This is a genomic window from Thalassospira xiamenensis M-5 = DSM 17429, assembly GCF_000300235.2.
Classification (GTDB): Bacteria; Pseudomonadota; Alphaproteobacteria; order Rhodospirillales; family Thalassospiraceae; genus Thalassospira; species Thalassospira xiamenensis.
Genome location: NZ_CP004388.1, coordinates 124,077 through 149,074, shown reverse-complemented (window position 1 = coordinate 149,074; position 24,998 = coordinate 124,077). Strand labels below are relative to the sequence as shown.

The window sequence follows — 24,998 nt, the reverse complement described above, 5'->3', positions numbered from 1 at the left end:
CATTTTTCCCCGTCTCTGGCTAACATTTGTCATGGAACGCCCACATCTCAAACTGCCCCCATGGGCCAAATCGCTGTCGGCACGTTTGCTCGTGCTGACTGTGGGGTTTGTGATGCTTGCCGAAATTTTCGTCTTTGCACCGTCTGTTGCCCGATATCGGGTCGACTGGCTTAAGGCGCACCTTGATTCCGGTTACCTGGCGGCACTGGCACTGGAAGCCACACCCGATCAGATGATCCCCGATGATCTGGAAAAGGAACTGTTGTCCAATGCCGGGATAGAAGCGGTTATTTTACGCCGTGATGATCGCAAATTGCTGCTTCAGCGCGATGATATGCCCGCAAAGGTCGATCATGACGTCGATCTGACGACCTTTTCCATCCTGATGGCATTGTATGAAGGTCTTTCGACCCTGACCCAGCCGCATGATCGTATGTTGCGTGTGGTTGGCATGCCATCCATGGCACCGGACTTCGAAATCGAAATACTGGTTCATGAACACGGTCTGGCAGAAGACATGCGCAATTTCGGCTGGCGGGTGATGGGGTTATCGCTGGTGATCTCTTTCTTTACCGCCGGGCTGGTTTATTTTGCGTTGAACCGGCTTCTGGTCCGGCCGATGCGAACATTAACCAGCGACATGATCCGTTTTCGCGAAAATCCGCAGGATCAGGGATCAGTCATCGTGCCAGACGATCGTGACGATGAAATTGGCATCGCCCGGCACGAACTGGCCAATATGCAGCACGATTTGCAGGCAATGTTAAACCAACGTCGTCGTCTTGCGGCTCTTGGAACCGCGGCAACAAAAATCAGCCACGACCTGCGCAATGCATTGGCAACCTCAATGCTGATGACCGAGAAGCTTGCCCAAAGCGAGGATCAGGAAGTCCGTGCCGTCGTCCCCCGCCTGTTATCATCGATGGAGCGTGCGGTTTATATCAGCGAACAAACGCTGTCTTTTGCCCGTGAAGCACCACCAACACTTGATATCGCGCGATTTACCCTGATCGAATTGATCGAGGAAGTGCGCGATCAGGTGCTGTTGCAGAATGGTGGTGAAAGTCTTCTGGCGCCGGAAAGCCTCGATACGGCCAAGGAGCCCTGCAAGGCCAAAATCCATATCGAGCTGCCGCCGGAACTGATGATTGAAGCCGATTATGATCAGCTTTTTCGTGCCTTCAGCAACCTGATCCGCAATCCGTTAGATGCCGGGGCAACTGAGGTGACCGTCAAACTGGCACCTGCAAATGATCAGAATAAAGAGGACGCGTTTGCTGAAATCCTGATCATAGATAACGGGCCCGGCTTACCTGAAAAGGCAATCAAAAATCTGTTTGTCCCGTTCGCCGCAACCGGCAGGAAAGGCGGAACCGGTCTTGGCCTTGCCATCGCAAGGGAAATGATCCTGGCCCATGAAGGGGACCTTCGCCTGAGCGCGACAGGGCCGGATGGCGCAACGTTTTGCGTGCAGCTCCGGGTCATAATGTGAAGTTGTCGGCTTCCGCTAAAGAATCAATAGTAATAGATTTTTTCTATCGAATTTAAATTTACATTCGATTTCACCAAATGAATTTCATTTGGCATTGTTGGGTCAAGGCGATGCTGGACCAATATCCCGATCCCCGATCCGCTCCTGACCCTAGGTCTGGCATCGCCACCTTCTCTAAAATCACGGCCGTTCAAATTCCCGGCGCGCAGCATCGATTACCGGTCGCATAAAGCATCCTTCTGCATGATCGTTAATCAAGCCCATTGCCTGCATAAAGGCATAGACGGTCGTTGGGCCAACAAACTTCCAACCCCGTTTTTTCAGATCCTTTGAAAGTGCGACCGAAATTTCAGACATGGATGCAGTCTGCGGCTTTGCAACAGAATCCTCCCTTGGCTCGAACTGCCAAAAGTAAGCGGCAAGCGATCCTTCTAGTGCCACCATTTCGCGCGCACGTTTGGCATTGTTGATGACGGCTTCGATCTTGCCACGGTGGCGAATAATGCCCGCATCCCGAAGCAGCCGCTCAACATCACGACCTGTAAACTCAGCAACAAGATCAAAATCGAAGTTATGGAATACGGTGCGGAAATTCTCGCGTTTGGTCAGAATCGTACGCCAACTAAGGCCGGACTGAAAACCCTCCAGACAGATCTTTTCAAATAACCGGCGATCATCACCAACAGGAAAGCCCCATTCCGTATCGTGATAGACATCAAATTCTGGTGCTGCATCACACCATTTACAGCGTGTTTTGCCGTCTGCGCTGATCGTTGTGGTTCCCATACTGCCCCCTCTTTTCTTAGTCCCGGAGATATCACGCCTTCAGGAATTCCAAACGTTCATCCATTCTGGCCGGGGTGATTTCAATGATTTCGGCCTCGACGATTTTTTCGATAACAAACGGGTCGGCATTCAGACGTTCCGTTAACTCTTCCATGGTCGTATTGTGCGCAAGAATTCCCCCTCCCCGACTGGGTTGGAGATTGCCGACCACCAGAAACACGCCCTCATCAAACCCCTGGCTGATCCATCGTTTATGGCCCTCCATAAACTGCGATGCCTTCGATCGATTCTCCGAAAACGTCAGTAAAATGGTGAACATCGTTATTATCCCTGATCATTTGGTTGCTGCATGGTTGTTCCGGGTACGAAGCGACCGCATCTGTCCATCCAGCCAGTCACACATCTGATCGACTTCGTACTGGACGAATTTTTCATCACCAAACGCATTGGCAAGCGCCGCCACACCCTGACTGCGCGCAAGCAAATGCATCGCCATACCGTCTGATCGTTCGGCAAAGCCAAGTCGTGTGAACTGCCGACCTAGCCAGACGCGGAAAAGGGTAAAAAGTCCCGCCGCGTCACTTTGCGCAGCATGATTGAGCTTTGCCAGTTCGGCAGAAAGTGTTCCGACCGGGCATCCGTAACGTCGGATTTTTTCCCCGTTGACGATCAGAATATGAATGAAACTTCGAATGCGGGCGACCGGGTTTTCTCCGGTGGCTTCCCAGTGATCAAGCATCTGTTCGGTATTGGTCAGACGCCGATTGATCACGGCATCAAGAATCTCGTCCTTGGTTTTGAAGTGATAATAGAAATTGCCACGCGATATGCCGACCTCGGCTGCGATATCTGCAAAGGAGGTCGGCTCGAACCCCTGTTGATAAAACAGCTGATCCGCAGCTTCGACAATCCGTTCGCGCGTGCCCTGTTCCACGATCATGTCTGTTCAACCTGAATGATGGGTGCTTGAAACTCGACTAGGACAATTGCCCTATTTGAGATTTAGGACAAATGACCCAATCTGTCAATCAATCAAATCGCAACGGGTTTCGGTGACAATCAACTTAGAAAGAAAAAGAAAACCCCGCACAAAGGCGGGGTATCATGGCAGGCTGGAAGAGTAAAATCAGTCGCGCCAGAAAGCCGGGAACAGCAGCACCAGAACGGTGAAGACCTCCAACCGGCCAATCAGCATACCGATCGACATCAACCACTTTGCCCCGTCTGGCAGGGTTGCGAAGTTACCGGACGGACCGACAATCGGACCAAGTCCGGGACCGACATTGGCAATCGCTGTACCGGCACTTGAAACCGCCGTAATGAAATCAAGACCCATTGCGCCAAGAGCCGCCGCCAGAACCACAAAGCAGAAGACGAACAGGAAGAAAAAGCTGAGCACCGATTCCGTAACGTCTTCGGAAAGCGGTTTCCGGTTATAATAAGCGATGAAAACACCATGAGGCCGCAGCATATGAGAAAGCTGAACCTTGGCGATTTCGTAAAGCACCTGCAGGCGGAATATCTTGACCCCGCAGGTCGTTGAGCCGGCACAGCCGCCGATAAACATTACAAAAAAGAATACCGTAACGGCAAATGGTCCCCAAAGGCCGTAATCGGTTGTGGCGTAGCCAGTCCCCGTCATCACGGAAATGATATTAAACGACGTGTATCGAAGCGCATTCAGGAAGGCGACATCGTTTGTTTGCGAATGCCAGATGGTCAGACCCAGAATGATCGAACTGGCAATCGCAACGAACCAGCGAACCTGACCATCCATAAAAAGCGCCAAGGTCCTGCCACGCAGCATTTGAAGATAAAGGATAAAGGGCAATGCGCCCGTTGCCATACCCAATGTGATGATCACATCAACTGCGGCATTATCAAAATGCCCGACCGATGCGTCCTTGGTCGAAAAGCCACCGGTCGCAATCGTCGTCATCGCATGGGCAATCGAATCAAATCCGGGCATACCCGCCCACCACAAAAGAAACGCCCAAATTATGGTAAAGCCCAGATACAAACTGGCGATACCAATGGCGATCTGGGTTGCACGCGGAAAAGCCTTATCGGACTTGTCAGAGTTTTCCATCCGGAAAAGCTGCATACCGCCAACACGCAGCATCGGCATGACGGCAATTGCCATCACAATGATCCCGATCCCACCAAGCCACTGCAAAAGTGCGCGCCATAGCAAAATGCCCGGTGGGGCAGTATCAAGTCCGACGATCACGGTCGAACCGGTCGTCGAAATCCCCGACATCGCTTCAAAGAACGCGTCCGTGTAGCTCATATCAAGGTCGGAAAACGCAAACGGCAATGCGGATACGGCAGTCAGAACAAGCCAGCTTGTTGTGGTCAGGATAAAAGCCTGTCGCGATGTGATTTTGAGATTCTCGGTCCGGTTCATCATCACTAGCGCACCGCCGATGAACAGCGATACGGCCGACGCGGCTGAAAACACCAACCAATCCCGTTGCCCGTAATACATATCAACCAAGGCAGGGATGAACATCCCGATCGACAGGGTGCACAGCAAAATGCCGATAATGAAAAGGATTGGACGAAAATCGATCAATGAAAAGCCCCGTACCATGTTTTACGCCCGTTCCCATTGAACCGGGCATGACATGTCTTCGCGATTATCCCGACAAGCTGCACTGCATAACCGAAAAACCAGTTCGTTTGCATCATCTTCCAGCAAACGAAGCGGAATTCTTCGCACATGCCCTGCCAATGTCCAGCTTTTAAACGTGTGGCTCCTTGCTTGATCGTAATTTCATGCCTTCAATCATAGAGCTATGCGTATTAGGTCTATCAGCGTTGGCAGAGCTTGTTTAACGCCAATTCCGGGTTGGCACGGCCTGCCAACGCCGGTATATCGCATGCAGGTCAAAATTCATAAACCGAAAGACAAAGCGGAAATGTCCGAACTCGCCAAAACCTTCATCCTGACGATCACCTGCCCGGATACGTTCGGGATCGTCGCCGGTGTCACCAGCTTCCTTGCCGAAGAAGGCGCGTTCGTCAACAAGCTGGAGCAATTCGGCGACCCGCAGAGCAATCGCTTTTTCATGCGCGTGAAATTCGATGCCGGTCGTGCCCTACGCACAAAGGCCGAATTTGCCGATAAATTCGCCACCATCGCAGAAAAATTCACGATGCAGTGGGAACTTCACGATTTCCATCGGAAGCCAAAAGTGTTGCTGATGGTGTCAAAGTTTGGCCACTGCCTGAACGATCTGCTGCACCGGGTTGCCTCAAACAATGTGCATATCGAAATCCCGGCCATTGTTTCAAACCACGAAGACATGCGTGGAATCGTCGAATGGTACGGAATTCCTTACTATCACCTCCCGGTGACCAAAGAAACCAAAGCAACCCAGGAAGCCAAACTGCTTGATATCGTCGACGAACACGATGCCGATCTGGTTGGTTTGGCGCGCTATATGCAGGTTCTTTCAACCGATCTGTGCCGCGAACTTGAAGGTCGCTGCATCAATATTCATCACTCCTTCCTGCCCAGCTTCAAGGGTGCCAAACCTTATCATCAGGCGCATTCGCGGGGCGTGAAACTGATCGGGGCAACTGCGCACTATGTCACAGCCGACCTTGATGAAGGACCGATCATCCATCAGGCCATCGAACATGTCGATCATACGATGACGGCCGAAGACATGGTTGAAATCGGGCGCGATATTGAATCCGTCGTCTTCTCGCGCGCAATTCAGATGCATTGCGAACATCGTGTTTTCCGCAATGGCAGCAAGACCGTCGTCTTCCGTCGATAAAACACAGACGCGAAACCACAATCTCTCATCAAACCGCCAGCTTTAATGACTGGCGGTTTATTTTTTGATATAATTTACTACCTATGAAAGTAATTCGTTAATTCGGCGAAATGGCCGATAGAAAACATGAAAATTATCGAATAAATTATACTTGGGAAAATAAAATTCCCAAAATAACAATAACTTGCAACGAATATCGTTGCCCTGAAACTACCTTGGGGGCTTTCCGTGCCGGGAAAGAAAATCTATTTCGCCGTCGTCTTATGCATTTTGCTCGTTGTCGGATTTCTGACCACGAGTTTTGTCAGCTTCTATGTCGCACGACAATCGCTGGAACAGCAGATTTCCGAGAGCACCCTGCCACTCACCAGTGACAACATCTATTCGGAAATCCAGCGCGACCTGTTGCAACCGATCTTTATTTCGTCACTGATGGCGCAGGACACCTTTGTCCGCGACTGGACGCTTGGCGGGGAAAATGATCCCGAACAAATCATTCGCTATCTCAGCGAAATCCAGATGCGCTATGACACGGTCACAGCTTATTTCATCTCGGATAAAACCCGGAACTATTATCACCCGACCGGCATGATCAAGCAGGTATCCAGAGATGATCCGGCTGATTTCTGGTATTTTCAGGCCCGCGACAATCAAAAACCTTATGAAATCAATGTTGATCACGATACCGCAGACCGGTCGCGCCTGGCCGTTTTCGTCAATTATCAGGTGCGCGATTATGATGGCAATGTCATCGGCATTACCGGTGTTGGCCTATCCGTCAACTCTGTGACCCGCCTGATAGAAACCTATCAGAAACGGTATGGCCGGACGATTTACTTTGTTGATCAGGAAGGCCGCATCACCCTGCACGGCAGTGGCTTTGGCACGTCCGAAACATTGCATGATCGCGATGGCATTCGTATTCATGCGACGCAGATTCTGACGTCTCCGGGCTCTTCGATCACCTACGAGGACCACGGTGAAACCTATTTCGTCAACAGTCGCCTTGTTCCCGAATTCGGTTGGTTATTGCTGGTTGAACAAAAGGAGCATATCGGTGATCAGCAGATTGAAACCACCTTCCTGATCAATATCGCCATATCCCTTCTGATCACGGCAATTGTCAGCATTGCCGCATATCTGACGATCCGCAATTATCAGAACCGCCTGGAAGAACTGGCATCGCGCGATAAGCTGACCGGTGCGTGCAATCGACAGGTTTTTGATCTGGTATTTGAAGGTGTGGCCAAATCCTGCAAACGCCGGGCAGAACCGCTTGGCATCGTCTGTATTGATCTTGATGAATTCAAAGAGGTCAACGATACGTTCGGCCATCCGGGAGGTGATGCAACGCTTAAGGAAGTTGCCACCACCATTCGCCATCATTCGCGGGAATCAGATACGCTATGCCGTTGGGGTGGTGATGAATTTGTTCTTCTTCTGCCTGGACTCAACCGGCAGGAAGCCATGACCAAGGCACGCGAAATTGCTGATGCCATTCGCGAACACCCGATACGTTTCGGACGGGATAACATTCTGGTCACAGTCAGCGCCGGCATCACGGAATATCGTGATGGCGAGGAGTTTGAAACGCTAATCACACGTGTTGATAATGCGCTTTATACCGCCAAAAATACCGGACGGGATCACATCTCTGTTGCCTGAATATGGTGATTTCACAAACAAAAACGGCCCCCGAAATCGGGGCCGTTTTCATTTAGCATCCGTTATATCGCTTAATCCGCGATATAGGCTTCAGCGATCTGGACTGCGTTCAACGCGGCACCTTTAAGCAACTGGTCACCGGCAACAAACAGTTCCAGACCATGATCACCAAAGATCAGGTTTGACCGGATACGACCGACTTCGACGTCATACTGCTTGGTCGCGTTGATCGGCATCGGATAGACATTGTTTGCCGGATCATCGACCAGTTTAACGCCCTTGGCATTCGCCAGTGCCTCACGCGCGGCCGCCGGGGTCACAGCCTTTTCGGTTTCGATCACGATGGACTCCGAATGGGTACGCTCGGTCGGAATACGCACAGCCGTGCACGATACTGGCAGGTTCGGCGTACCAAAGATTTTGCGGGTTTCCCAGGTAACCTTCATCTCTTCGCGGGTATAGCCATTTTCCTGGAAGCTATCGATATGCGGGATAACGTTGAAAGCCAGCGGATGAGCAAACACCTCGGCCGGGACCGGCCTGCCTTCAAGACCTGCGGCCAAACCTTCACGCAGTTCGTTCATGCCCGGCTGCCCCGCACCAGACGCCGCCTGATAGGTGGATACAAACACCTTTTTCAGACCAAATGCCTTGTGCAGCGGCCAAAGAGCCACGGCTGCAATCGCAGTGGTGCAGTTCGGATTGGCAACAAGCTTGGCAGTCTTGGCAAGATCACCATTGATTTCCGGCACGATCAACGGCACATCGTCATTCAGACGGAACGCCGAAGAGTTGTCGATCACCAGCGCGCCCTCGGCAATCTGCGGGGCGAATTCCTTGGCGAAATCACCGGAAACTGCAAGGAAGACAATGTCACACTGCTTGGCTTCTTCAACCGAAAACAGTGCGATGGTCTTAGTACCGTACTTAGTCTCCACGGTCTTGCCTGCAGAACGCTCGGATGCGAACAGGGTGAGTTCACCCACAGGGAAGTTGCGATCAAACATAACATTGATCAGCTCGACGCCAACCGCACCGGTTGCGCCGATCACACCGACATGGAGATTTTCGGCACTCATAATAATTGTCTAACCTCGTATAAAAATTGTTGTCATTCTCGACTTACGCGATTGCTCGCGGGCCGCGCATTATAGGGATTTCTCGTGCGTTGGCAAATGCAGCTTGCTGCATCGCACGCATACACGGCAATCTTGAAACTCAAACGCCACTCTAAACGAGTTGTTCCATTCATTTTTATTCGGGTTTTACGCAAAATTCTGCCCTTTGGCGTTTTTCCCGACATGCGGCAGCCAAAGGGCATCATTAGAGGGTGTCGGGCCAAAGCCCCCATGCAACAGGTAATCGAAGATCAGAAAACGCAATGCTTGGCGAAGTCTGTTGCCTCGTTGGCCGTCCAGTCGCCTTTTGGCTTTGCTTTCATGTCCTCGCACCACTCCTTGCTGCCAACCTCTGGCGAACAGGCACCGAGCGCCCCGGCCACCATCAAAACCGACAAGCCAAGAACGAGTTTACGACCGGGAATGTTCCATTTTGCCATTTGCGTGTCCTTCGTTAATTTGTTCAGATGAAAACGACTGCCCGTATCGGGCAAAACCACGGCAATGCTGCGGGCATTCGTCACTAATGACCGAAATCAGTCCCGCCAGAAGGCTGGCATCAAAAGCACAAGAAATGTTTCAAATTCCAGCCGCCCAAGCACCATCGCGATATCAAGAATCCATTTTGCCGCATCAGGCAATGACTGGAAGTTCCCTGCCGGACCGACAATCGGGCCAAGGCCCGGACCAACGTTGGCAAGTGACGTCGCCGCAGCACTCATCGAGGTCACCAGATCAAGCCCGGTAAAAGCCAATGCGACACTGATCGCGATATAGCTGATCGTTAGCAGGAAGACGTAGACCGTTACCGCATTATAGATGTCAGAAGTGATTTCATGTTTATCGATCCGGCTTACTATTACTGCCGAAGGACTGCGAAGCCGCATGAAATGGGCTTTAAGTCCGGTGAACACGACATAAAGCCGGAACATCTTGAATCCGCCGGCCGTAGAGCCGGAACACCCGCCAATAAATGTCGCAAAGAAGAACAGCATGATCGCCGCTGGTCCCCATTGCAGATAGTCGCCCGACGCGTAACCGGTTGTCGTGATCACCGAAACAAGGTTAAACGCAGCCATGGTCAGTGACCTGAAAAAGCCGTCATCAGAAATATGCATCAGCCTCAGTGTCAAAAGCCCGGTGAAAACGGCAATGACAAGCAGAAAAAGCCTTATTTGCTGATTACTTATTATCGCGCTGATATCGCGTTTGCGAATCAGAACGGCATAGGCCGTAAAAGGCAGGGCACCAGCAAACATGAAAATGATGCCGACCCAGTGCAGCGCCAAACTGGAATCGAATTTGGCAAATGAGAGATCGGATGTTGAATAACCGCCAGTCGCCAAAGTCGACATGCCATGATTGATCGCATCAAACCAGGTCATGCCAAAAATCCGGTACAACACCATGCAGATGATGCTAAGGCCGACATAAATCATCACGATTTGCAGGCACATGTCACGAATGCGCGGACTCAGCTTTTCCGAACGGTCCGAACTTTCCATTTGAAAGAGCTGCATTCCGCCAACCCGCATCATAGGCAACAATGCAAGCGCTGTAACAATAATCCCGATGCCGCCCAGCCACTGCAGAATCGACCGCCAAAGCAACAACCCGGGCGGCATATCATCCAACCCGGACAAAATTGTCGATCCGGTTGTCGTCAGCCCCGAAACAGTCTCGAAGACCGCATCGCAGAAACTGATATCAAGAGATGAAAACCAAAGGGGCAATGCCCCGGTCAGACTGATCGCGACCCATGAAAAAACTGTCAGGACATATCCCTGCCGGGCTGTCACACGCGGGCCCATTTCAGACCGGCAGGCAAGACAAGCCATACCACCAAGCCCGATACTGGTCATCGACGCCTGCGCGAAGATTTTCCAATCCGGGTTACCGTAATACAAATCGACCGCAGCCGGGATCATCATCGACACACCGATGATGATGACCATGATACCTACGACGAAAAAGATGGGTTGCAGTCGAAACAAGAACAGTGTCCGTGCCTAACTCGGGAAATCCGCTTTTACAGCCAAACGACAGCGATTGCATCCTGTTATCGCAGATGCACCTTCACAGAAGGAATCAGAGCCGCAAATTTCCCGATATTGGGGGTCATTATTTTGCCGTTGTTTTCGGCTGTCCTTATCAAAGTCATTTATGCCATTCTGTATCTCGATTGCATCGCCTCTGTCCAATCACCAAACCATCGAGGTCACTTTGAACCGCTTTTTCCGCCTGATTATCCTGCTTGCCATTCCTGTTGCTTTTTCACTTGCCGTCTATTTGCAGGACAAACCGGTTCAAGCGGCAGGGGATGACAAGCAAAAAAGCGATCAAATGGCGCTGGAGGCAGAAGGACGCGATGTTCTGGTCATTGACGGTGATACAATCATGATTGATGGCGTCGTTGCCGATATTGCCGGGATCGATGCACCGGAACTTGGACAGCAATGCCTGCATAACGGTAGTTTTTGGGATTGCGGCATGTCATCGGCCATGCAGCTTCGCAAATATTTCGCCATGGCCCCCTTCACGGTGCGCTGCTGGCCCGGTGATCAGCAACATTCTGGCAAAGGTGACGATTTCCCGATTGTCGAATGCGGCATTGGCGAACGCGATGTGGCCGCAGCGATGGTCAGTGACGGCGAGGCCCTTCCGATCGAAGGATATTCCCACCGATATGACGGTCTTTCGAAAGAAGCCGATAATGCAGGGATCGGCATTCAGGGCGGCGATATGATCCCGCCATCCGAATGGAGATCAGGCAAACGGCTTGATGGTGAAAGCGGACGCTGTCTTTTCGCCACAGTGGTCAATGGGCACTATGTCAGCACCCTGGACCCCCGCTATGAGGAGCTCGTCACGGATAAGGCAAAATTTCTGTGTAGCGATGAACAAGCCCGCAAACAGAACCTTTCTTACGCGCCGATGCAAAAGTAAGCCGATCTGACCGAACGGTTTCTTTAAGCAACCGTCCCTGCACGGCAATCTGGCATCGAAATATGTGGAAAGCTTGGAGCGGGTGAAGGGAATCGAACCCTCGTATGCAGCTTGGGAAGCTGCCGTTCTACCATTGAACTACACCCGCTAAGCGGCGGTTTTATAGCCCGGTTTCAGGATGGGTGCAAGCCCATCCCCGATACCGGAATAATTTATTTAAACCTGTCATGCCCGTGTCATTTCTTTGTCGGAACCAGTCGCCAAACCGCACTGGCGTGGTCGTCCGACACCAGAATCGATCCATCAATATAATGCTTTACGTCTACCGGGCGGCCAACAACTTCGCCGTTGCTGCGCAGAAAACCATCAAGGAACGGATTGGTCGCCACAGGTTCACCATTGCGAAATTCCACCCGCACAACCTTGTAACCATCCGGAATTGTCCGGTTCCATGATCCGTGCAACGCCACAAGTGCATCACCATCGTCAAAGGTAAGACCAAGCGCTGCATTGTGCGCATTAAAGGTAAAGGCAGGAAAGGTAACCTCAGCCGGTGGAGTTTCATCGGCAAACTGCGGGGAACGCGTATCGTTTCCGGCATACCAGGGATATCCATAAAACAGCCCTTCGGCGATGGCATGGTTCAATTCCTCGCGCGGAACATCGTCACCAAGGTTATCCCCGCCATTATCGGTAAACCACAAATCTCCGGTGTCGGGATGGAACGTCAGCCCTACGGAATTACGGATACCGCTGGCATAGATTTTGGGTGCCCCACCGCTGATCGGCATGGAAATAATCGTACCTTCCAGCCCACCAACCTTGCAGATATTGCACGGCGCGCCAACGGCAATGAACAGGCGGCTTTGATCCGGGGAAAGTGCGGCGTATCGCCAGCCATGATGGCGCTTGTCCGGCAGATTGGTAAACAGGATGCGCGCGCGTCCCAATGCTGTTCCGTCAAAATCTGAAAGATCATAGGACACAACCCGGTGCTGATCGGCGACAAACAGGGTTCCGGGCTTATAGGCAATGCCATTCGCCATCTTGAAGTCATCAGCAATCAGATTGACTTCCTCGCCCTTGCCATCCCCATCCGCATCACGCACGAAATAAAGATTGGGACCACGCGTTCCGACGAAAATACCCTTCAGTTCCGGGGCAACAGCAATAGAGCGCGCATTATTTACCGCGGCGAATAATTCAAGCCTGTAGCCGCTTTCCGGCCTTAGCAGTGACATCGCCTTCGCGGTCTGCAGCGGCAAATTATCTGCCAATGCCGGAACAACTGCACCGAGAATACTCAGGGCGCAGAATCCCAGCATAAAAAACAAACGCCCGGCCCATCGGACCGTTAATGACGGTTGACGATAGCAGGCCGGGCAATTTTGATTTTGCATCGTGTCCTCCTTTTCGGTCCAACGGGCCTTGAGAAAGATACGATCAGATCTTCAAGACCGATTAGCGGACGCGTTCGGATATCGGTGCGTTAACCGAAAGCTCCATATCCCAAGGAAAATAAATCCACGTATCCTGGGAAACTTCCGTCACAAAGCTGTCGACGATCTCGCGTCCAAGCGGCTTGGCATAAACAGTCGCAAAATGCGCATTTGGCAGTTTTTCACGCACAGCCTTTGCGGTTTTGCCGGTATCGACCAGATCATCGATGATCAGCATGTCCGTGCCGTCACCTTCGATCCCCTTAAGCCATTCAAGATCACCGCGCGACTTGTCAGAGTAGCTGCGAACGCAAACCGTATCAATCAAACGGATATCAAGTTCGCGTGCGATGATGGCCGCCGGGACCAAACCGCCACGGGTAATCGCAATAATGCCCTTGTACGGACCTTTTTCAAGCAGACGCCACGCCAATGCACGTGCGTCGCGATGCATCTGTTCCCAGGAAACCGGGAAACCTTTGTTATAAGCAGCTTCGCTCACAAGCTTTCTCCTGCGCAAAAAACGGATCGCCTGCTGTCTGTCATACCAAATCAGGAGAAAGACCGGACAGCGGTCGATATTCTTCGTAAATTTAAGGCGCTTTCCTACGCTGAGTCACAGTCAAACACAAGGGGCGGGACCGTTCCTGTCCAAAGAATTGATCAGACAATCGCCCGCTATCGGGCAAAAATATCGCGACCCATCGTTTTGACTATGCCGTGGCACCCAGCCGCGCCTTAAGCAGATTGGCAAAATCAGCCCCCAGCTTTCCAATCGGAGTAGCCCAATCCCCCGGTGTTTCTTGCCGATAAATCCGCATCGTCGGGTACCACGGGCTGTCGGCCCGCCCGACCATCCACCGCCAATCCGTTGTATAAAGCTGCAACATCCAGACCGGTACACCAAGCGCGCCGGCAAGATGGGCAGGGGCACTATCAATTGTGATGATCAGATCCATCGCCTTCATCAACGCGGCACTGTCACCGAAATCATGAATATGTTCACCCATGTCGGTAATCAGGGCATTGGCACCAAGTTTGGCTATGTCACCACGCCGTTCATCGACCTGAAAACTGTAAAAACAGGCCCCTTTCTGAGCCATAAGCGGCATCAACTTTTCAAGCGGGCAGGATCGGTCACGCGGATTAAGTTTGCCTGCCCATATCAGTCCGACCTTAAGCACCGTTCCCGGTGGCGGGCTCAGCCGTGCCTGCTTGCCTTTCGGTGCACTCAAATAGGGTTCGGCAGATACGCGGTGTAATTCCGCTTCGTTGATTTTCATAACATGCGGCAGACTTAGCAACGGTACATGCAGATCAAAGGGCGGCAGTTTTGCGCCCTTTTCAACAATTGTTCCGACACCGGCAACCGTACGCATCACCGGGATCAATTCTGATCGGCATTCAAGGATAATATGCGCGGCCTTCTTCCCGACCATTGGCACAAAACGGGCAAACTGTATCATGTCGCCAAAGCCCTGCTCGGCGCGCAGCAGCAGTCTTTTGCCACGCAAATCAGCCTTGCCGTCCCATTCCGGAGCACCTTCAAGAGGACGGATAGGGTTATCGGCCAGTTTGCGGCGCGTTTCATATCCCGCCCAGCCAGCCTCATATTGCCCCATCGCCAGAAGGGCCAATGCCTTGTCCCAGTTGGCGTCGACATAGTCGGGATCAATCGCCAATGCTGCATCAAAATGCCGGATTGCCTGCTCGAAACGGTTGGTATCTCGAAAAACAAGACCGGCATTAAACGGATGCGATTTGATTGAAGCATCAAGTTCGAGGGCCTTGTCATGCGCGGCCGTGGCTTCTTCAAAGCGCATCATTTCACGCAGGCAGTTGCCCATATTTGACCAAAGCCCGGCATTTCCCGGCCTTAACTCCGCCGCGCGACGATAAGCAACAAGTGACGCATCATGGCGTTTGCTGCGGCGAAGTGCCACGCCCAGATTGTTCCAGACATCGGGTTGATCCGGGTTCTGTCGAAGGACAGCACCATAAAGCGCAATCGCTTCGTCAATCCTGCCCGCCTGATGTGCTTCAAGCGCGCGCGCAAAAAGTTCCGATTTGTCAGAACGGTTAACCGCAATATCCGGTGCCGGTCGGGACGATAAACTTGCTGATCCGGGTTCATCGCCTCGCATTTGATCAAGGGCACCGATTTCGCCTTTGGGCAGTTTTGGACTGTCATCACCCGCGGGCTTGGTCACAGGGCTTTTCACCCCGGAAATAGCCATGGTTTTCCTGTCTTTTTTGGTGGCACGCGATTTTGTTATGGTTCTGGACTTAGCCATTCGGGTTCCCCGTCCCGCAAAAACTGCAGCATCGTGATCGGACAGCATCAAAAACACAAGCCACCATCACCATATGAATAGGCATGTTAGGACCGACGAAGTCAGCCTGCGATTCGCATCACGAGAAACACCGGTTACCCGAACAGCATTATTTACTAAAAACTTGAATGATGCCGGACGATTTTATCGCATTTCGCAAGTTTCCGGTAATTTCAAACAGGCCTATTTTAATTATTTCGGTTATCCGCCGCTTTGCAGTAGCTTTTTTGTGGGGTCCGAAGGAAAGCATCAAAAAGCTTCCCGTTCCCTAGGGAGTTTTACATCAGGGGAAGTCAGAAAGAATAAATATCGTCGCTTTGGCAGGTCCCCGAAATCACCATTCGGATGACAGCCGGAACGATACCAATCCTGATCGTTCATGCCACGACAGCCTCAAATGATCGCTGGCAGACGAGAGGATTTCGAGGAAACAAAAATTCATCAGGCTTCAAAGGACGGGAGACCTTAAATGGCCGAAACCAAACGATCCGGCGGCTCTGTCGGACGCAAAGTTATTCTGGTTGTGGTTGCATTGTTGATTGTCGGCTTCGGCGCAATGATGACGATCCAGACGGTTTCGCAACGCGATGCGATGATCGAAATCATGTATAATGAGTCGGTCGAAAAAACCGAAATGCTGTCAACAGCCGTGCAACCGGGCTTTATTGCCATGGACGGCAACTCGGTCGAAAAAGAATTTCGCAAGATCACCGACAAGGAAGGATCACAGCTGGCATCGCTGGTGGCAGCCAATCCGGACGGCGAACCCATTGCGACCTATCAATCCGAAAACCTTCCCGAACACGATCTGGCTGCACTTGCCGAACCTTATCTGGAGCGGCTTGAAAACAAGGAAGTTGTCAGCTTCATCTCTGACGATGCGGTCATTGTTGCTGCGCCGATTACCAAATATTCCAAACGCCGGGACGAAGATCAATATCGCGGCATGCTGCTGACCGCATGGAGCTTGGAGCGCGTAAATGCCGAGGTAAAACAGGCCGTCATCATCCAGTTGGCCCTTGCGGCGGCAATCCTTGCCGTCCTTCTGGGCAGCACCTGGTTTGTCCTGCGCAATCAGATCATTACCCCGCTTGTTAAAATCAATGGTGCCATGGCGGCCCTTGCTGATGGCAATCGCGACATTCACATCCCTGGCGTTCATCGCACCGATGAAATTGGCCAGATGGCGGCCTCGGTCGAAGTATTCAAGGAAAATGCCAACCGAGTTGCCCAACTTGATCGGGAACGCGAACAGGAACGCGAGCGCGCAGAAATAAAACGGCGAGAGGCAATGAACGGCCTTGCCGGGCGTTTCGAACAGACCGTCATGGGTGTTGTCGACGGTGTATCGGGCGCATCAAGCGAAATGCAGCAAGTCGCCCAGACAATGGTTGCGGCCGTTCATCAGAACGAATCCGGTTCGCAGGCAGTGGTTGCCGCAGTTGAGCAGGCCAATCATAGCGTCGAAACGGTTGCCAGTGCTGCCGAACAGCTATCTGTTTCAATCCGCGATATCAGTGCGCGTGTAAATGACACGTCAAACATTACCGCCAACGCCAGCACCGAAGCCAATCGGGTCAATGAAATGGTTCAGGGGCTTGATGTTTCAGCACAGAAAGTCGGCGAAGTGGTCCAGATCATTCAGGCCATTGCCGAACAGACCAACCTTCTGGCGCTGAACGCCACGATCGAAGCCGCACGTGCCGGTGACGCGGGCAAAGGCTTTGCCGTGGTGGCCAACGAGGTCAAAAACCTTGCCAATCAGACAGCACGCGCGACCGAGGATATTTCAGCCCAGATTTCCGGCATTCAGGGATCGACCCAGGAAGCTGTTGGTGCAATTGATGGCATCACCAGCATCATCGCCAATCTGAACGAAATCGCATCCGAGGTTGCCGCCGCAGTTCAGGAACAGGGACAGGCGACGTCCGAAATCTCACACTCCGTGCAGCAGGCGGTCCAGAGTACGCAGGAAGTCACAAGCCATATCCATGAAATGCAGTCTGCGGCCCGCCAGACCGGCGATGCTGCCCGACAGGTACTTGATGCCTCCGAAAAACTTGGCGCGCAATCAGGAACGCTGCGCAGCGAGGTCGGCAACTTCCTTGATGAAGTCCGCACCAGCTGATTGCGAGATTGCCGGAAACAAAAACGCCGCCCGGTCTGACCGTGGCGGCGTTTCTTTTAAAAGATGTCGGGTTTAATCATACCTAGAGCAAAGGTTCCCGATCATCGGATTCTGCATCAAGCCGCATCATGATCGTTTCATTAAGGTCTTCATATCCATGAAGGCGATAAACCGGTTGCATATCATGTGTCGCCAGCATCCATCGTTTGACCCGCGCAATATCGGGATGAGCATGCAGGGCATCAAGCATCATGGATGCAATGCCCCGACGACGGTAATCGGGGTCAACAAACACATCGGCGATATAGGCAATGGCGATGAAGTCGGTCACGACGCGGGCAAAACCAACCTGCCGCCCGTCACAATAGGCACCAACCGGTACCGACATTTCAACCGAACGGTCAAACTCGCCGCGCGACCTGCCCCGCGACCAATAAGAATTGGCAATGAAATCATAGCAATATCCAAGGTCCAGCCGACCGCGATCACAACTGATCTCAATTTCGCTCATTGCCGTCCTCTATTTGACGAACAGGGCGACTGCAAGTGCTGCAATCGCGACCCAAAGCAGGATGGATTGCTTGGAAACTCCACCGGAACTGCGCTGCCCGTTTGACCGGCCACGCATCGCTGCAACCGTATCAGGATGCAGGCGCAACCCCTGATCGGTAAAGACAGCCGATGCCTGTTCGGCAGCCTCAAGAACGCGCGGCAACCGGCGTAACATGGTCCCTGCCTGTCGGGTGGCTTCGGCAATCTTTGCTTCCGGGCCAAGGTTTTCACGCATCCATTCCTCAATCAGCGGACGCGACAATTCCCACATATTCTCGTTCGGGCTTAAAATACGGGAAAGCCCCTCGGCGACAATCATGGTTTTCTGCAACATCAGAAGCTGCGGCTGGGTTTCCATCCCGAAGGTTTCGGTAATCTGGAAAAGCTGCCCCAACAGGCGCCCGACCGAAATATCGGCCAGTTCCTTGCCCAGAATCGGCTCGCCGATGGAACGGCACGCCTGCTGGAAATTTTCAAGCGACTGGTTACGTGGGACATATCCCGCTTCGAAATGCACCTCGGCGACACGGCGATAATCACGCGTCAGAAAGCCAAGAAGCATTTCTGCGAGGTACAGGCGCGTCTGACGGTCAACACGCCCCATGATACCGAAATCAACGATGCTGACCTTACCGGTTTCGTCGACAAACAGGTTGCCCGGATGCATATCGGCGTGGAAGAAGCCGTCACGGAAAACCTGTTGGAAAAATGCCCCCGCCGCCTTCGCCAGAAGGGCAGAGCGATCAACACCCATGCGATCCAGGGCCTCGACATTGTCGATGCGAACACCTTTGACCCGTTCCATGGTGATCACATGTTCCGCCGTCCGTTCCCAATCGATCTGCGGCACATAATAAGTCGGATCAGCCTCGAAATTATCGCGGAACTCGGATGCTGCCGATGCTTCAAACCGCAAATCCATTTCAAGATGCACGCTGTCTTCCAGCGTCTTGATGGTTTCAACCGGTTTGAGACGACGCAAGCGCGGTTGCGTCAGTTCGGCAATCTCCGCCACCCAGTAAAACAGATCAAGGTCACGGGCAAAGCGCGTCTTGATATCAGGGCGCAGCACCTTGACGGCAACTTCTCGCCCATCGGACGTGGTGGCAAAATGTACCTGTGCGATGGATGCCGCCGCAACAGGCGTATCATCAAACTCGGAAAAAAGGGTTTCAAAAGGCCCGTCAAGCTGTTCGGTAATGATCCGCTTGGCAATCTTGGCCGAAAATGGCGGCAATCTATCCTGCAGGCTTGATAAATCAGCCGCAACATCATCCCCGATCAGATCAGCACGCGTGGCCAGTGTCTGGCCAAGCTTGATGAATGCGGGGCCCAATTCTTCAAGCGCACGGGCCAACCGGCGCCCCGGCCGCAAATCGGATCGACGTGAAAATGGTGCTGTCAGTCGGGCAAAAAACGCCAGAACCTTTCCACCCGGCACAAGGGCAAGTGGAAACAGCGCATCATGACGCGCCAAAGTCCTAGCCATTCCAAGCAGTCGAAAGCTGTTGCGAACGAACCGTATCATTCAGTCGCCACCTATACTCGCCAGCCGGAATGAATGGCGGCAATACCACCGGAAAGATTGCGATATTTCACCCGTTCGAACCCGGCATCGCGGATCATGGATGCAAAAGTTTCCTGATCGGGGAACTGACGGATGCTTTCGGCCAGATACTGATATGCTTCGCGATTCCCGGCAATGAAGCGACCGATTTCAGGCAAAAGCTTGAAGGAGTATGTGTCGTAAAGTTTATCAAACCCCGGCACCACCACCTTGGAAAACTCTAGACACTGGAATTTTCCACCCGGTCGGAGCACACGATAGGCTTCGGAAAGGGCTTCGGTAATCCGCGTCACGTTCCGAATGCCAAAGGCAATCGTATAGGCATCAACCGAATGATCGGGCAGTGGCAGTTTCTGCGCATCGCCAACAGTCCAGTTGATGTTTTTCAGCAACCCGTGATCCACCGCGCGATCACGACCGACATGCAGCATTTCATAGTTAATGTCGCACACCGTGACAGAGCCGCCACCATTCTTCAGGAACCGGAATGCAATGTCCCCGGTGCCACCGGCAACGTCCAGCAGCTTCATGCCCGGACGCGGCTTCAGCTCGTTGATAAACGTATCTTTCCACAAACGGTGTACACCGCCGCTCATCAGATCGTTCATCAAGTCATATTTGGACGCGACAGTATCGAAAACCTCGCGCACCATGGATGCCTTCTGGCTTTCCGGAACATCCCGAAAACCGAAATGGGTTGTCTTTTCGCCGTTTTCGCCCCCGGCTGGGCCTTTGTGCTTGCTCATGGCCGGGAAAATAGCGCAGCAACCGCCATCTCGCCAGTGGAAAGCCACCTAAATTCGCAAATATCCTGTTGGTCGGGATCACTTTCTGCTAGGACCAAATGACTTGGACGGAAGTTTGAATTGGCTACAAGACAGGACACCCCGATGAGCTGCATGGTCAAAATCTGTGGAATCAATAGCGAAGACGCCGCAATGGCCGCGATGAGTGCCGGTGCTGATGCCTTGGGCTATGTCTTTTTTCCACCAAGCCCGCGTCACATATCGCTTAACGGCGCCACTACTTTGACCGAGCGCGTACCGGACAGCATCCTTAAGGTTGGCCTGTTCGTTGAAGCTGGTGACGAAGCCCTTGAAAATGCGATCAAGGCCGGTCGCCTTGACGTGATCCAGATGCATGGCAAGGAAAGCCCGGAACGGGTCGCAGAAGTAAAAGAAAAATTCGGCCTGCGCGTCATGAAGGCCGTTTCGGTCAGTACATCCGATGACATTGATGCCGCTGCGGCAAACTTCGATGGCGTCGCCGATTTTCTGCTTTTTGATGCTAAACCGCCCAAAGAAAGCATTCTACCCGGCGGCAACGCCGTCAGCTTTGACTGGACACTTCTGACCGGGCGCAGTTTCAAAAGCAGCTGGATGCTCGCCGGTGGACTTGACCCTGATAATGTCACCGATGCGGTACGCATTTCCGGTGCACCATGGGTTGATGTATCGTCTGGCGTTGAAAAGACCAAAGGCGTGAAAGACGCGCGCAAGATTGCCGATTTCATTCGCGCGGCAAAGGGTTACTAGTACCCGACCGCGCTGTATCAGCATCCTCTTTAACCATTTCTGAAGCGATCCCCGCAATTATCGGACGATCGCGGGCGGTGTTTGGTGCCCCGTTAGCGTATGGGGTCAAATGGAAAGAACGCTTCGATCAAAAGTTCAGAATTTGCTGCATGGGGTCGACCGTCAATCACGGGTGTCATTGACGGTACATCTGATCCTTGCTTCGCTGATCGTGATCAATGTTATCTGCGTCATTCTCGACACCGTTCATGAATTGGCCGAACAGTTTTTTATACTGTTTCTGGTCATTGAGCTGATCTGCACGGCGATTTTCACAGTTGAATATGTCTTGCGCGTATGGTCGGCCCCCGATAACCCGGAATTTTCCGGAAAATGGGGGCGTTTGCGTTATATGCTGCGACCAATGGCAATGGTTGATCTGATTGCGATCCTTCCGGTCTTCTTGCTGTTTTTCACGTCGATTGATCTGCGGTTCATCCGCATTGTCCGTCTGCTTCGGCTTTTGAAATTCACCCGCTATTCTACCGGCCTTGAACTGATGCTGATGGTGTTTCGTCAGCAGATGGGCATCTTTGGTGCCGCAAGCGCGGCGCTGGCCTGCATGCTGGTTTTCAGCGCCGGCGCCATTTATCTTGCTGAACACGAAGCCCAACCTGACGCATTTGGCAACCTGCCCAGTGCCCTTTACTGGAGCGTTATCACCCTTGCCACCGTCGGTTACGGGGATGTCGTACCAATCACAGCCCTCGGTAAAATCATCGCAAGTCTGATTTCACTAACGGGTATCGGCATCGTCGCGGTGCCTGCCGGTATTCTGGCATCCGCCTTTTCCAGTGAACTGCGCCGCCGCGAGGAGGCCTATCGCCAACAAGCCGCCCATCAGCTTTCGGGAAAACGCCTGACCGAGGCCGTGCGAAAAAGGCTGCGATCACATCAGGACGAACTTGGCATCAGCGATGAACAGGCCCAGTCCATCATATCCGACATCCGCGACATTCATCATAATCACGAAGACGATCTTTTGTCCTGTCCACATTGCCATAAACCGCTTCGTTTCGAAGTTTCCGAACCGGGCGAATAATCGTCTGATCAAAATGCTTGACGCCCGCCTGATCGCTGATCATAGTTTGAAACATGAAAACACACGGCATGAACACAATCCTTATTTCCAATCGTTGGTGGTGGTCCGCATAAGCGGGCGGCCAATTATCATGCCCTGAAACAACCGGCCGCCTGATCTTCGCAGGCGGCTTTGTGTTTTCAGACCTTGTTCCTATCTGCTGAAAAGTCACATTGCTCCTGCGGCAGCGCCCCGCAAACGGAGTATTTGACGTGACCAACCCGACTTCTGAAACCAGTAGCGAATATCGATATACCACCGATGGCGGCATCGCCGTTATTCGCCGCCAGACAGAAATCACCTATGAAAATGCCACCGAAAGCCTGATCGACGCGCTTGATCGGACCAAGGGTGTTTTGCTGTCTTCAAGCTACGAGTTTCCGGGTCGCTATTCGCGCTGGGACATGGGATTTGCCAAACCACCGCTGGAAATCACCGGACGGGAACGCGGCTTTGCAATCCGTGCGCTTAATGATCGCGGCCAGGTGCTTTTGCCGGTGATTGAAAACGCCCTTGCCGATCATGCCCATATCGAAGGCCTGACCAAAGGCGATGACGGGCTTTACGGCTATGTCGGCAAAGCGGCGGCTTGGTTCCCGGAAGAAGAACGCAGTCAACAACCCAGCCTGTTTTCCGTTGTCCGGGCCATTCGCGATCTGTTTGCCCACAAGGGCGAGGAACGTTTGGGTCTATACGGTGCCTTTGGCTACGACATCGCCCTTCATTTCGAACAAATTGCACTGACCCAGGACCGCAGCAGTGATCATAAGGATGTCCATCTTTACCTGCCCGATCAGATGATTACAGTCGACCACGCATCCAAGGTCGCGACCCTTTTTGAATATGACTTCATTGCACCAGACGGGCATAGCACTGCAGGGCTTGACCGCATCGCACAGGATCACCCACCGTCACACGGTGCAAACGGAATCGTCGAAAACGATATGAAGAAAGGCGAATACGCCGCCGTCGTAGATGATACCAAGCCACGATTTGCGCGCGGAGAACTGTTTGAAGTCGTGCCAAGCCGCGTCTTTCGAACCGAATGCAAAACGGCACCGTCGGAAATCTTCCGCCGCCTTAAACGCCGCAACCCGGCACCTTATGGTTTCCTGATCAATCTTGGGGACGGTGAACATCTGATCGGGGCATCGCCGGAAATGTATGTCCGCGTCACCGGCCAACGTATTGAAACCTGCCCGATTTCGGGCACCATCGCGCGCGGCCGCGACGCGATCGAGGATGCGGAAAATATCCGAACACTTCTGAATTCGGCCAAGGAAGAATCCGAACTGACAATGTGCACCGATGTTGATCGCAACGACAAGGCACGCGTCTGCAAACCCGGCAGCATCCGTATTCTTGGCCGTCGCCAGATCGAAATGTATTCCCGCCTGATCCACACGGTCGATCACGTCGAAGGCCGCCTGCGCGAAGGCTTTGATGCACTTGATGCTTTCCTGACGCATTGCTGGGCGGTCACCGTAACCGGTGCCCCCAAACGGGCAGCCATGAAACATATCGAAACAGTCGAGCGCAGCCCGCGGGCATGGTATGGCGGGGCCATCGGCGCGGTTCTGTGCAATGGCGACTTGAATACCGGCCTGACATTGCGCACCGTGCGCCTCAAACAGGGTGTCGCCGAAGTTCGCGCGGGTGCGACATTACTGTTTGATAGTGAATCTGCCGCCGAAGAAGCCGAAACCGTGTTGAAGGCATCGGCCATGATTGATGCCGTAACCCGCGATGCCAAGGACGAAGCCACCATTGATCCGACCATTTCGGGCGTTGGCAAACGCGTGCTTCTGATCGATCACGAAGACAGCTTTGTTCAAAACCTTGCCAGCTATATCCGTGCAACTGGTGCCGAAACATTAACGCTCCGCCCCGGTTTCCCGGATGAGGCGTTTGATGATTTCAAACCGGATCTGGTGTTCCTGTCCCCGGGTCCGGGGCGCCCCGATGATTATGGTCTGCGCCAAAGCATTGAACGTGCCCTTGCCGCGGGGCTTCCGGTATTTGGTGTTTGTCTTGGTTTACAGGGGATTGTCGAATTTTTTGGTGGATCACTTGGTCAACTCGACACACCAATGCATGGCAAACCGTCTAAGGTGAAACTGGACCCGTCTGATCCGTTGTTTGAAGGCCTTCCCGATGAAATCGTTGTTGGGCGCTATCACTCGCTATTTGCCGACCTGGCAAGCCTGCCAGCTGACCTTAAAGTCACCGCGCGCAGCAATGACGGTGTGGTTATGGGGATACGTCATCAAAGCCTGCCGATCAGCGCGGTCCAGTTCCATCCCGAAAGCCTGCTGACCCTGCAAGGAGATGTCGGGATGCGGATGATTGCCAACCTGCTGCGCAATCCGCACGGCATTCTGCCTGAAAAGGCGGAAATTCCCGATGCGGATGAAGGTGACAAAGATGATGAAACAGCGGCAAAAGCCGCCTGAAACCAAATGATGAACCCGATTGCCTGACCCATGCCACCTGCCATCGACCTCCCCCTGTCGATGAAACCGGGTCAGG

General features: G+C 52.8%; 21 protein-coding genes and 1 tRNA gene. 8 read left to right on the top strand and 14 right to left on the bottom strand.

Going from position 1 to position 24,998, the window contains the following annotated elements; genetic code table 11:
* Positions 1-31: 31 nt before the first annotated feature.
* Complete coding sequence (locus TH3_RS00690; RefSeq protein WP_007091865.1) at positions 32-1,492, top strand: sensor histidine kinase; 1,461 nt, start codon at positions 32-34, stop codon at positions 1,490-1,492.
* Positions 1,493-1,672: 180 nt separating this feature from the next.
* Here the strand turns inward: TH3_RS00690 and TH3_RS00685 are convergent, their stop codons facing one another.
* The 4 genes from TH3_RS00685 to TH3_RS00670 form a co-directional block, all read right to left on the bottom strand.
* The gene (locus TH3_RS00685) at positions 1,673-2,278 is read right to left on the bottom strand and encodes a DNA-3-methyladenine glycosylase I (protein WP_007091864.1); all 606 of its coding nucleotides are present in this window, start codon (positions 2,276-2,278) and stop codon (positions 1,673-1,675) included.
* A gap of 31 nt (positions 2,279-2,309) precedes the next feature.
* Positions 2,310-2,597 (bottom strand): YciI family protein, encoded by a 288-nt coding sequence (locus TH3_RS00680; protein WP_007091863.1) that lies wholly within the window; start codon positions 2,595-2,597, stop codon positions 2,310-2,312.
* A 15-nt stretch (positions 2,598-2,612) separates the two neighbouring features.
* Positions 2,613-3,218, bottom strand: a complete 606-nt coding sequence (locus TH3_RS00675; RefSeq protein ID WP_007091862.1) for a TetR/AcrR family transcriptional regulator — start codon at positions 3,216-3,218, stop codon at positions 2,613-2,615.
* Positions 3,219-3,404: 186 nt separating this feature from the next.
* Positions 3,405-4,853: a TrkH family potassium uptake protein gene (locus TH3_RS00670; protein ID WP_007091861.1), complete on the bottom strand. Its 1,449-nt coding sequence runs from the start codon at positions 4,851-4,853 to the stop codon at positions 3,405-3,407.
* A gap of 307 nt (positions 4,854-5,160) precedes the next feature.
* Here TH3_RS00670 and purU point away from each other — a divergent pair, with 307 nt between their 5' ends.
* Both purU and TH3_RS00660 read left to right on the top strand, forming a co-directional pair.
* Positions 5,161-6,066 carry a formyltetrahydrofolate deformylase gene (purU, locus tag TH3_RS00665; protein ID WP_007091860.1) on the top strand — a complete coding sequence of 302 codons (906 nt, stop codon included), beginning with the start codon at positions 5,161-5,163 and terminating at the stop codon, positions 6,064-6,066.
* Between the two features lie 228 nt (positions 6,067-6,294).
* The gene (locus TH3_RS00660) at positions 6,295-7,731 is read left to right on the top strand and encodes a sensor domain-containing diguanylate cyclase (protein ID WP_007091859.1); all 1,437 of its coding nucleotides are present in this window, start codon (positions 6,295-6,297) and stop codon (positions 7,729-7,731) included.
* A 71-nt stretch (positions 7,732-7,802) separates the two neighbouring features.
* On the opposite strand, the gene TH3_RS00655 is transcribed toward TH3_RS00660, so the two are convergent.
* The 3 genes from TH3_RS00655 to TH3_RS00645 all read right to left on the bottom strand — a co-directional run bounded on the left by TH3_RS00655 (position 7,803) and on the right by TH3_RS00645 (position 10,804).
* Positions 7,803-8,810 (bottom strand): aspartate-semialdehyde dehydrogenase, encoded by a 1,008-nt coding sequence (locus TH3_RS00655; protein WP_007091858.1) that lies wholly within the window; start codon positions 8,808-8,810, stop codon positions 7,803-7,805.
* A gap of 290 nt (positions 8,811-9,100) precedes the next feature.
* A complete protein-coding gene (locus TH3_RS00650; RefSeq protein WP_037991106.1) occupies positions 9,101-9,289 on the bottom strand; it encodes a DUF3012 domain-containing protein in 189 nt (62 codons plus the stop codon).
* A gap of 96 nt (positions 9,290-9,385) precedes the next feature.
* The gene (locus TH3_RS00645; RefSeq protein WP_007091856.1) at positions 9,386-10,804 is read right to left on the bottom strand and encodes a TrkH family potassium uptake protein; all 1,419 of its coding nucleotides are present in this window, start codon (positions 10,802-10,804) and stop codon (positions 9,386-9,388) included.
* A 208-nt stretch (positions 10,805-11,012) separates the two neighbouring features.
* On the opposite strand from TH3_RS00645, the gene TH3_RS00640 reads away from it, so the two are divergent.
* On the top strand, positions 11,013-11,795 hold the full coding sequence (locus TH3_RS00640; protein ID WP_007091855.1) for a thermonuclease family protein: 783 nt from the start codon (positions 11,013-11,015) through the stop codon (positions 11,793-11,795).
* A 74-nt stretch (positions 11,796-11,869) separates the two neighbouring features.
* Here TH3_RS00640 and TH3_RS00635 read toward each other — a convergent pair.
* The 4 genes from TH3_RS00635 to TH3_RS00620 all read right to left on the bottom strand — a co-directional run bounded on the left by TH3_RS00635 (position 11,870) and on the right by TH3_RS00620 (position 15,528).
* Positions 11,870-11,943 (bottom strand) — tRNA-Gly (locus TH3_RS00635).
* A gap of 88 nt (positions 11,944-12,031) precedes the next feature.
* Positions 12,032-13,120 (bottom strand): PQQ-dependent sugar dehydrogenase, encoded by a 1,089-nt coding sequence (locus TH3_RS00630; protein ID WP_233421823.1) that lies wholly within the window; start codon positions 13,118-13,120, stop codon positions 12,032-12,034.
* Between the two features lie 136 nt (positions 13,121-13,256).
* The gene (gene gpt, locus TH3_RS00625; protein WP_007091853.1) at positions 13,257-13,736 is read right to left on the bottom strand and encodes a xanthine phosphoribosyltransferase; all 480 of its coding nucleotides are present in this window, start codon (positions 13,734-13,736) and stop codon (positions 13,257-13,259) included.
* A gap of 211 nt (positions 13,737-13,947) precedes the next feature.
* The gene (locus tag TH3_RS00620) at positions 13,948-15,528 is read right to left on the bottom strand and encodes a tetratricopeptide repeat protein (protein ID WP_233421822.1); all 1,581 of its coding nucleotides are present in this window, start codon (positions 15,526-15,528) and stop codon (positions 13,948-13,950) included.
* Between the two features lie 508 nt (positions 15,529-16,036).
* Here TH3_RS00620 and TH3_RS00615 point away from each other — a divergent pair.
* Entirely contained in the window at positions 16,037-17,695 is a 1,659-nt protein-coding gene (locus TH3_RS00615; protein ID WP_007091851.1) for a methyl-accepting chemotaxis protein, read from the top strand.
* 82 nt (positions 17,696-17,777) lie between these two features.
* Here the strand turns inward: TH3_RS00615 and TH3_RS00610 are convergent, their stop codons facing one another.
* Genes TH3_RS00610 through ubiE form a run of 3 tightly spaced genes read right to left on the bottom strand, consistent with a single transcriptional unit; the run spans position 17,778 to position 20,560 of the window.
* Positions 17,778-18,206, bottom strand: coding sequence for a GNAT family N-acetyltransferase (locus TH3_RS00610; RefSeq protein WP_007091850.1), 429 nt, complete (start codon positions 18,204-18,206; stop codon positions 17,778-17,780).
* Positions 18,207-18,215: 9 nt separating this feature from the next.
* A complete protein-coding gene (gene ubiB / locus TH3_RS00605; protein WP_037989415.1) occupies positions 18,216-19,775 on the bottom strand; it encodes a 2-polyprenylphenol 6-hydroxylase in 1,560 nt (519 codons plus the stop codon).
* Between the two features lie 11 nt (positions 19,776-19,786).
* Positions 19,787-20,560: a bifunctional demethylmenaquinone methyltransferase/2-methoxy-6-polyprenyl-1,4-benzoquinol methylase UbiE gene (gene ubiE, locus TH3_RS00600; RefSeq protein WP_007091848.1), complete on the bottom strand. Its 774-nt coding sequence runs from the start codon at positions 20,558-20,560 to the stop codon at positions 19,787-19,789.
* Positions 20,561-20,680: 120 nt separating this feature from the next.
* Between ubiE and TH3_RS00595 the strand changes: the two genes are divergently transcribed.
* From TH3_RS00595 to TH3_RS00585, 3 genes are all read left to right on the top strand, one after another.
* The gene (locus TH3_RS00595; protein ID WP_306460233.1) at positions 20,681-21,349 is read left to right on the top strand and encodes a phosphoribosylanthranilate isomerase; all 669 of its coding nucleotides are present in this window, start codon (positions 20,681-20,683) and stop codon (positions 21,347-21,349) included.
* A 109-nt stretch (positions 21,350-21,458) separates the two neighbouring features.
* Positions 21,459-22,430 carry an ion transporter gene (locus tag TH3_RS00590; RefSeq protein ID WP_007091846.1) on the top strand — a complete coding sequence of 324 codons (972 nt, stop codon included), beginning with the start codon at positions 21,459-21,461 and terminating at the stop codon, positions 22,428-22,430.
* Positions 22,431-22,681: 251 nt separating this feature from the next.
* A complete protein-coding gene (locus tag TH3_RS00585) occupies positions 22,682-24,922 on the top strand; it encodes an anthranilate synthase component I (RefSeq protein WP_007091845.1) in 2,241 nt (746 codons plus the stop codon).
* Positions 24,923-24,998: the final 76 nt, after the last annotated feature.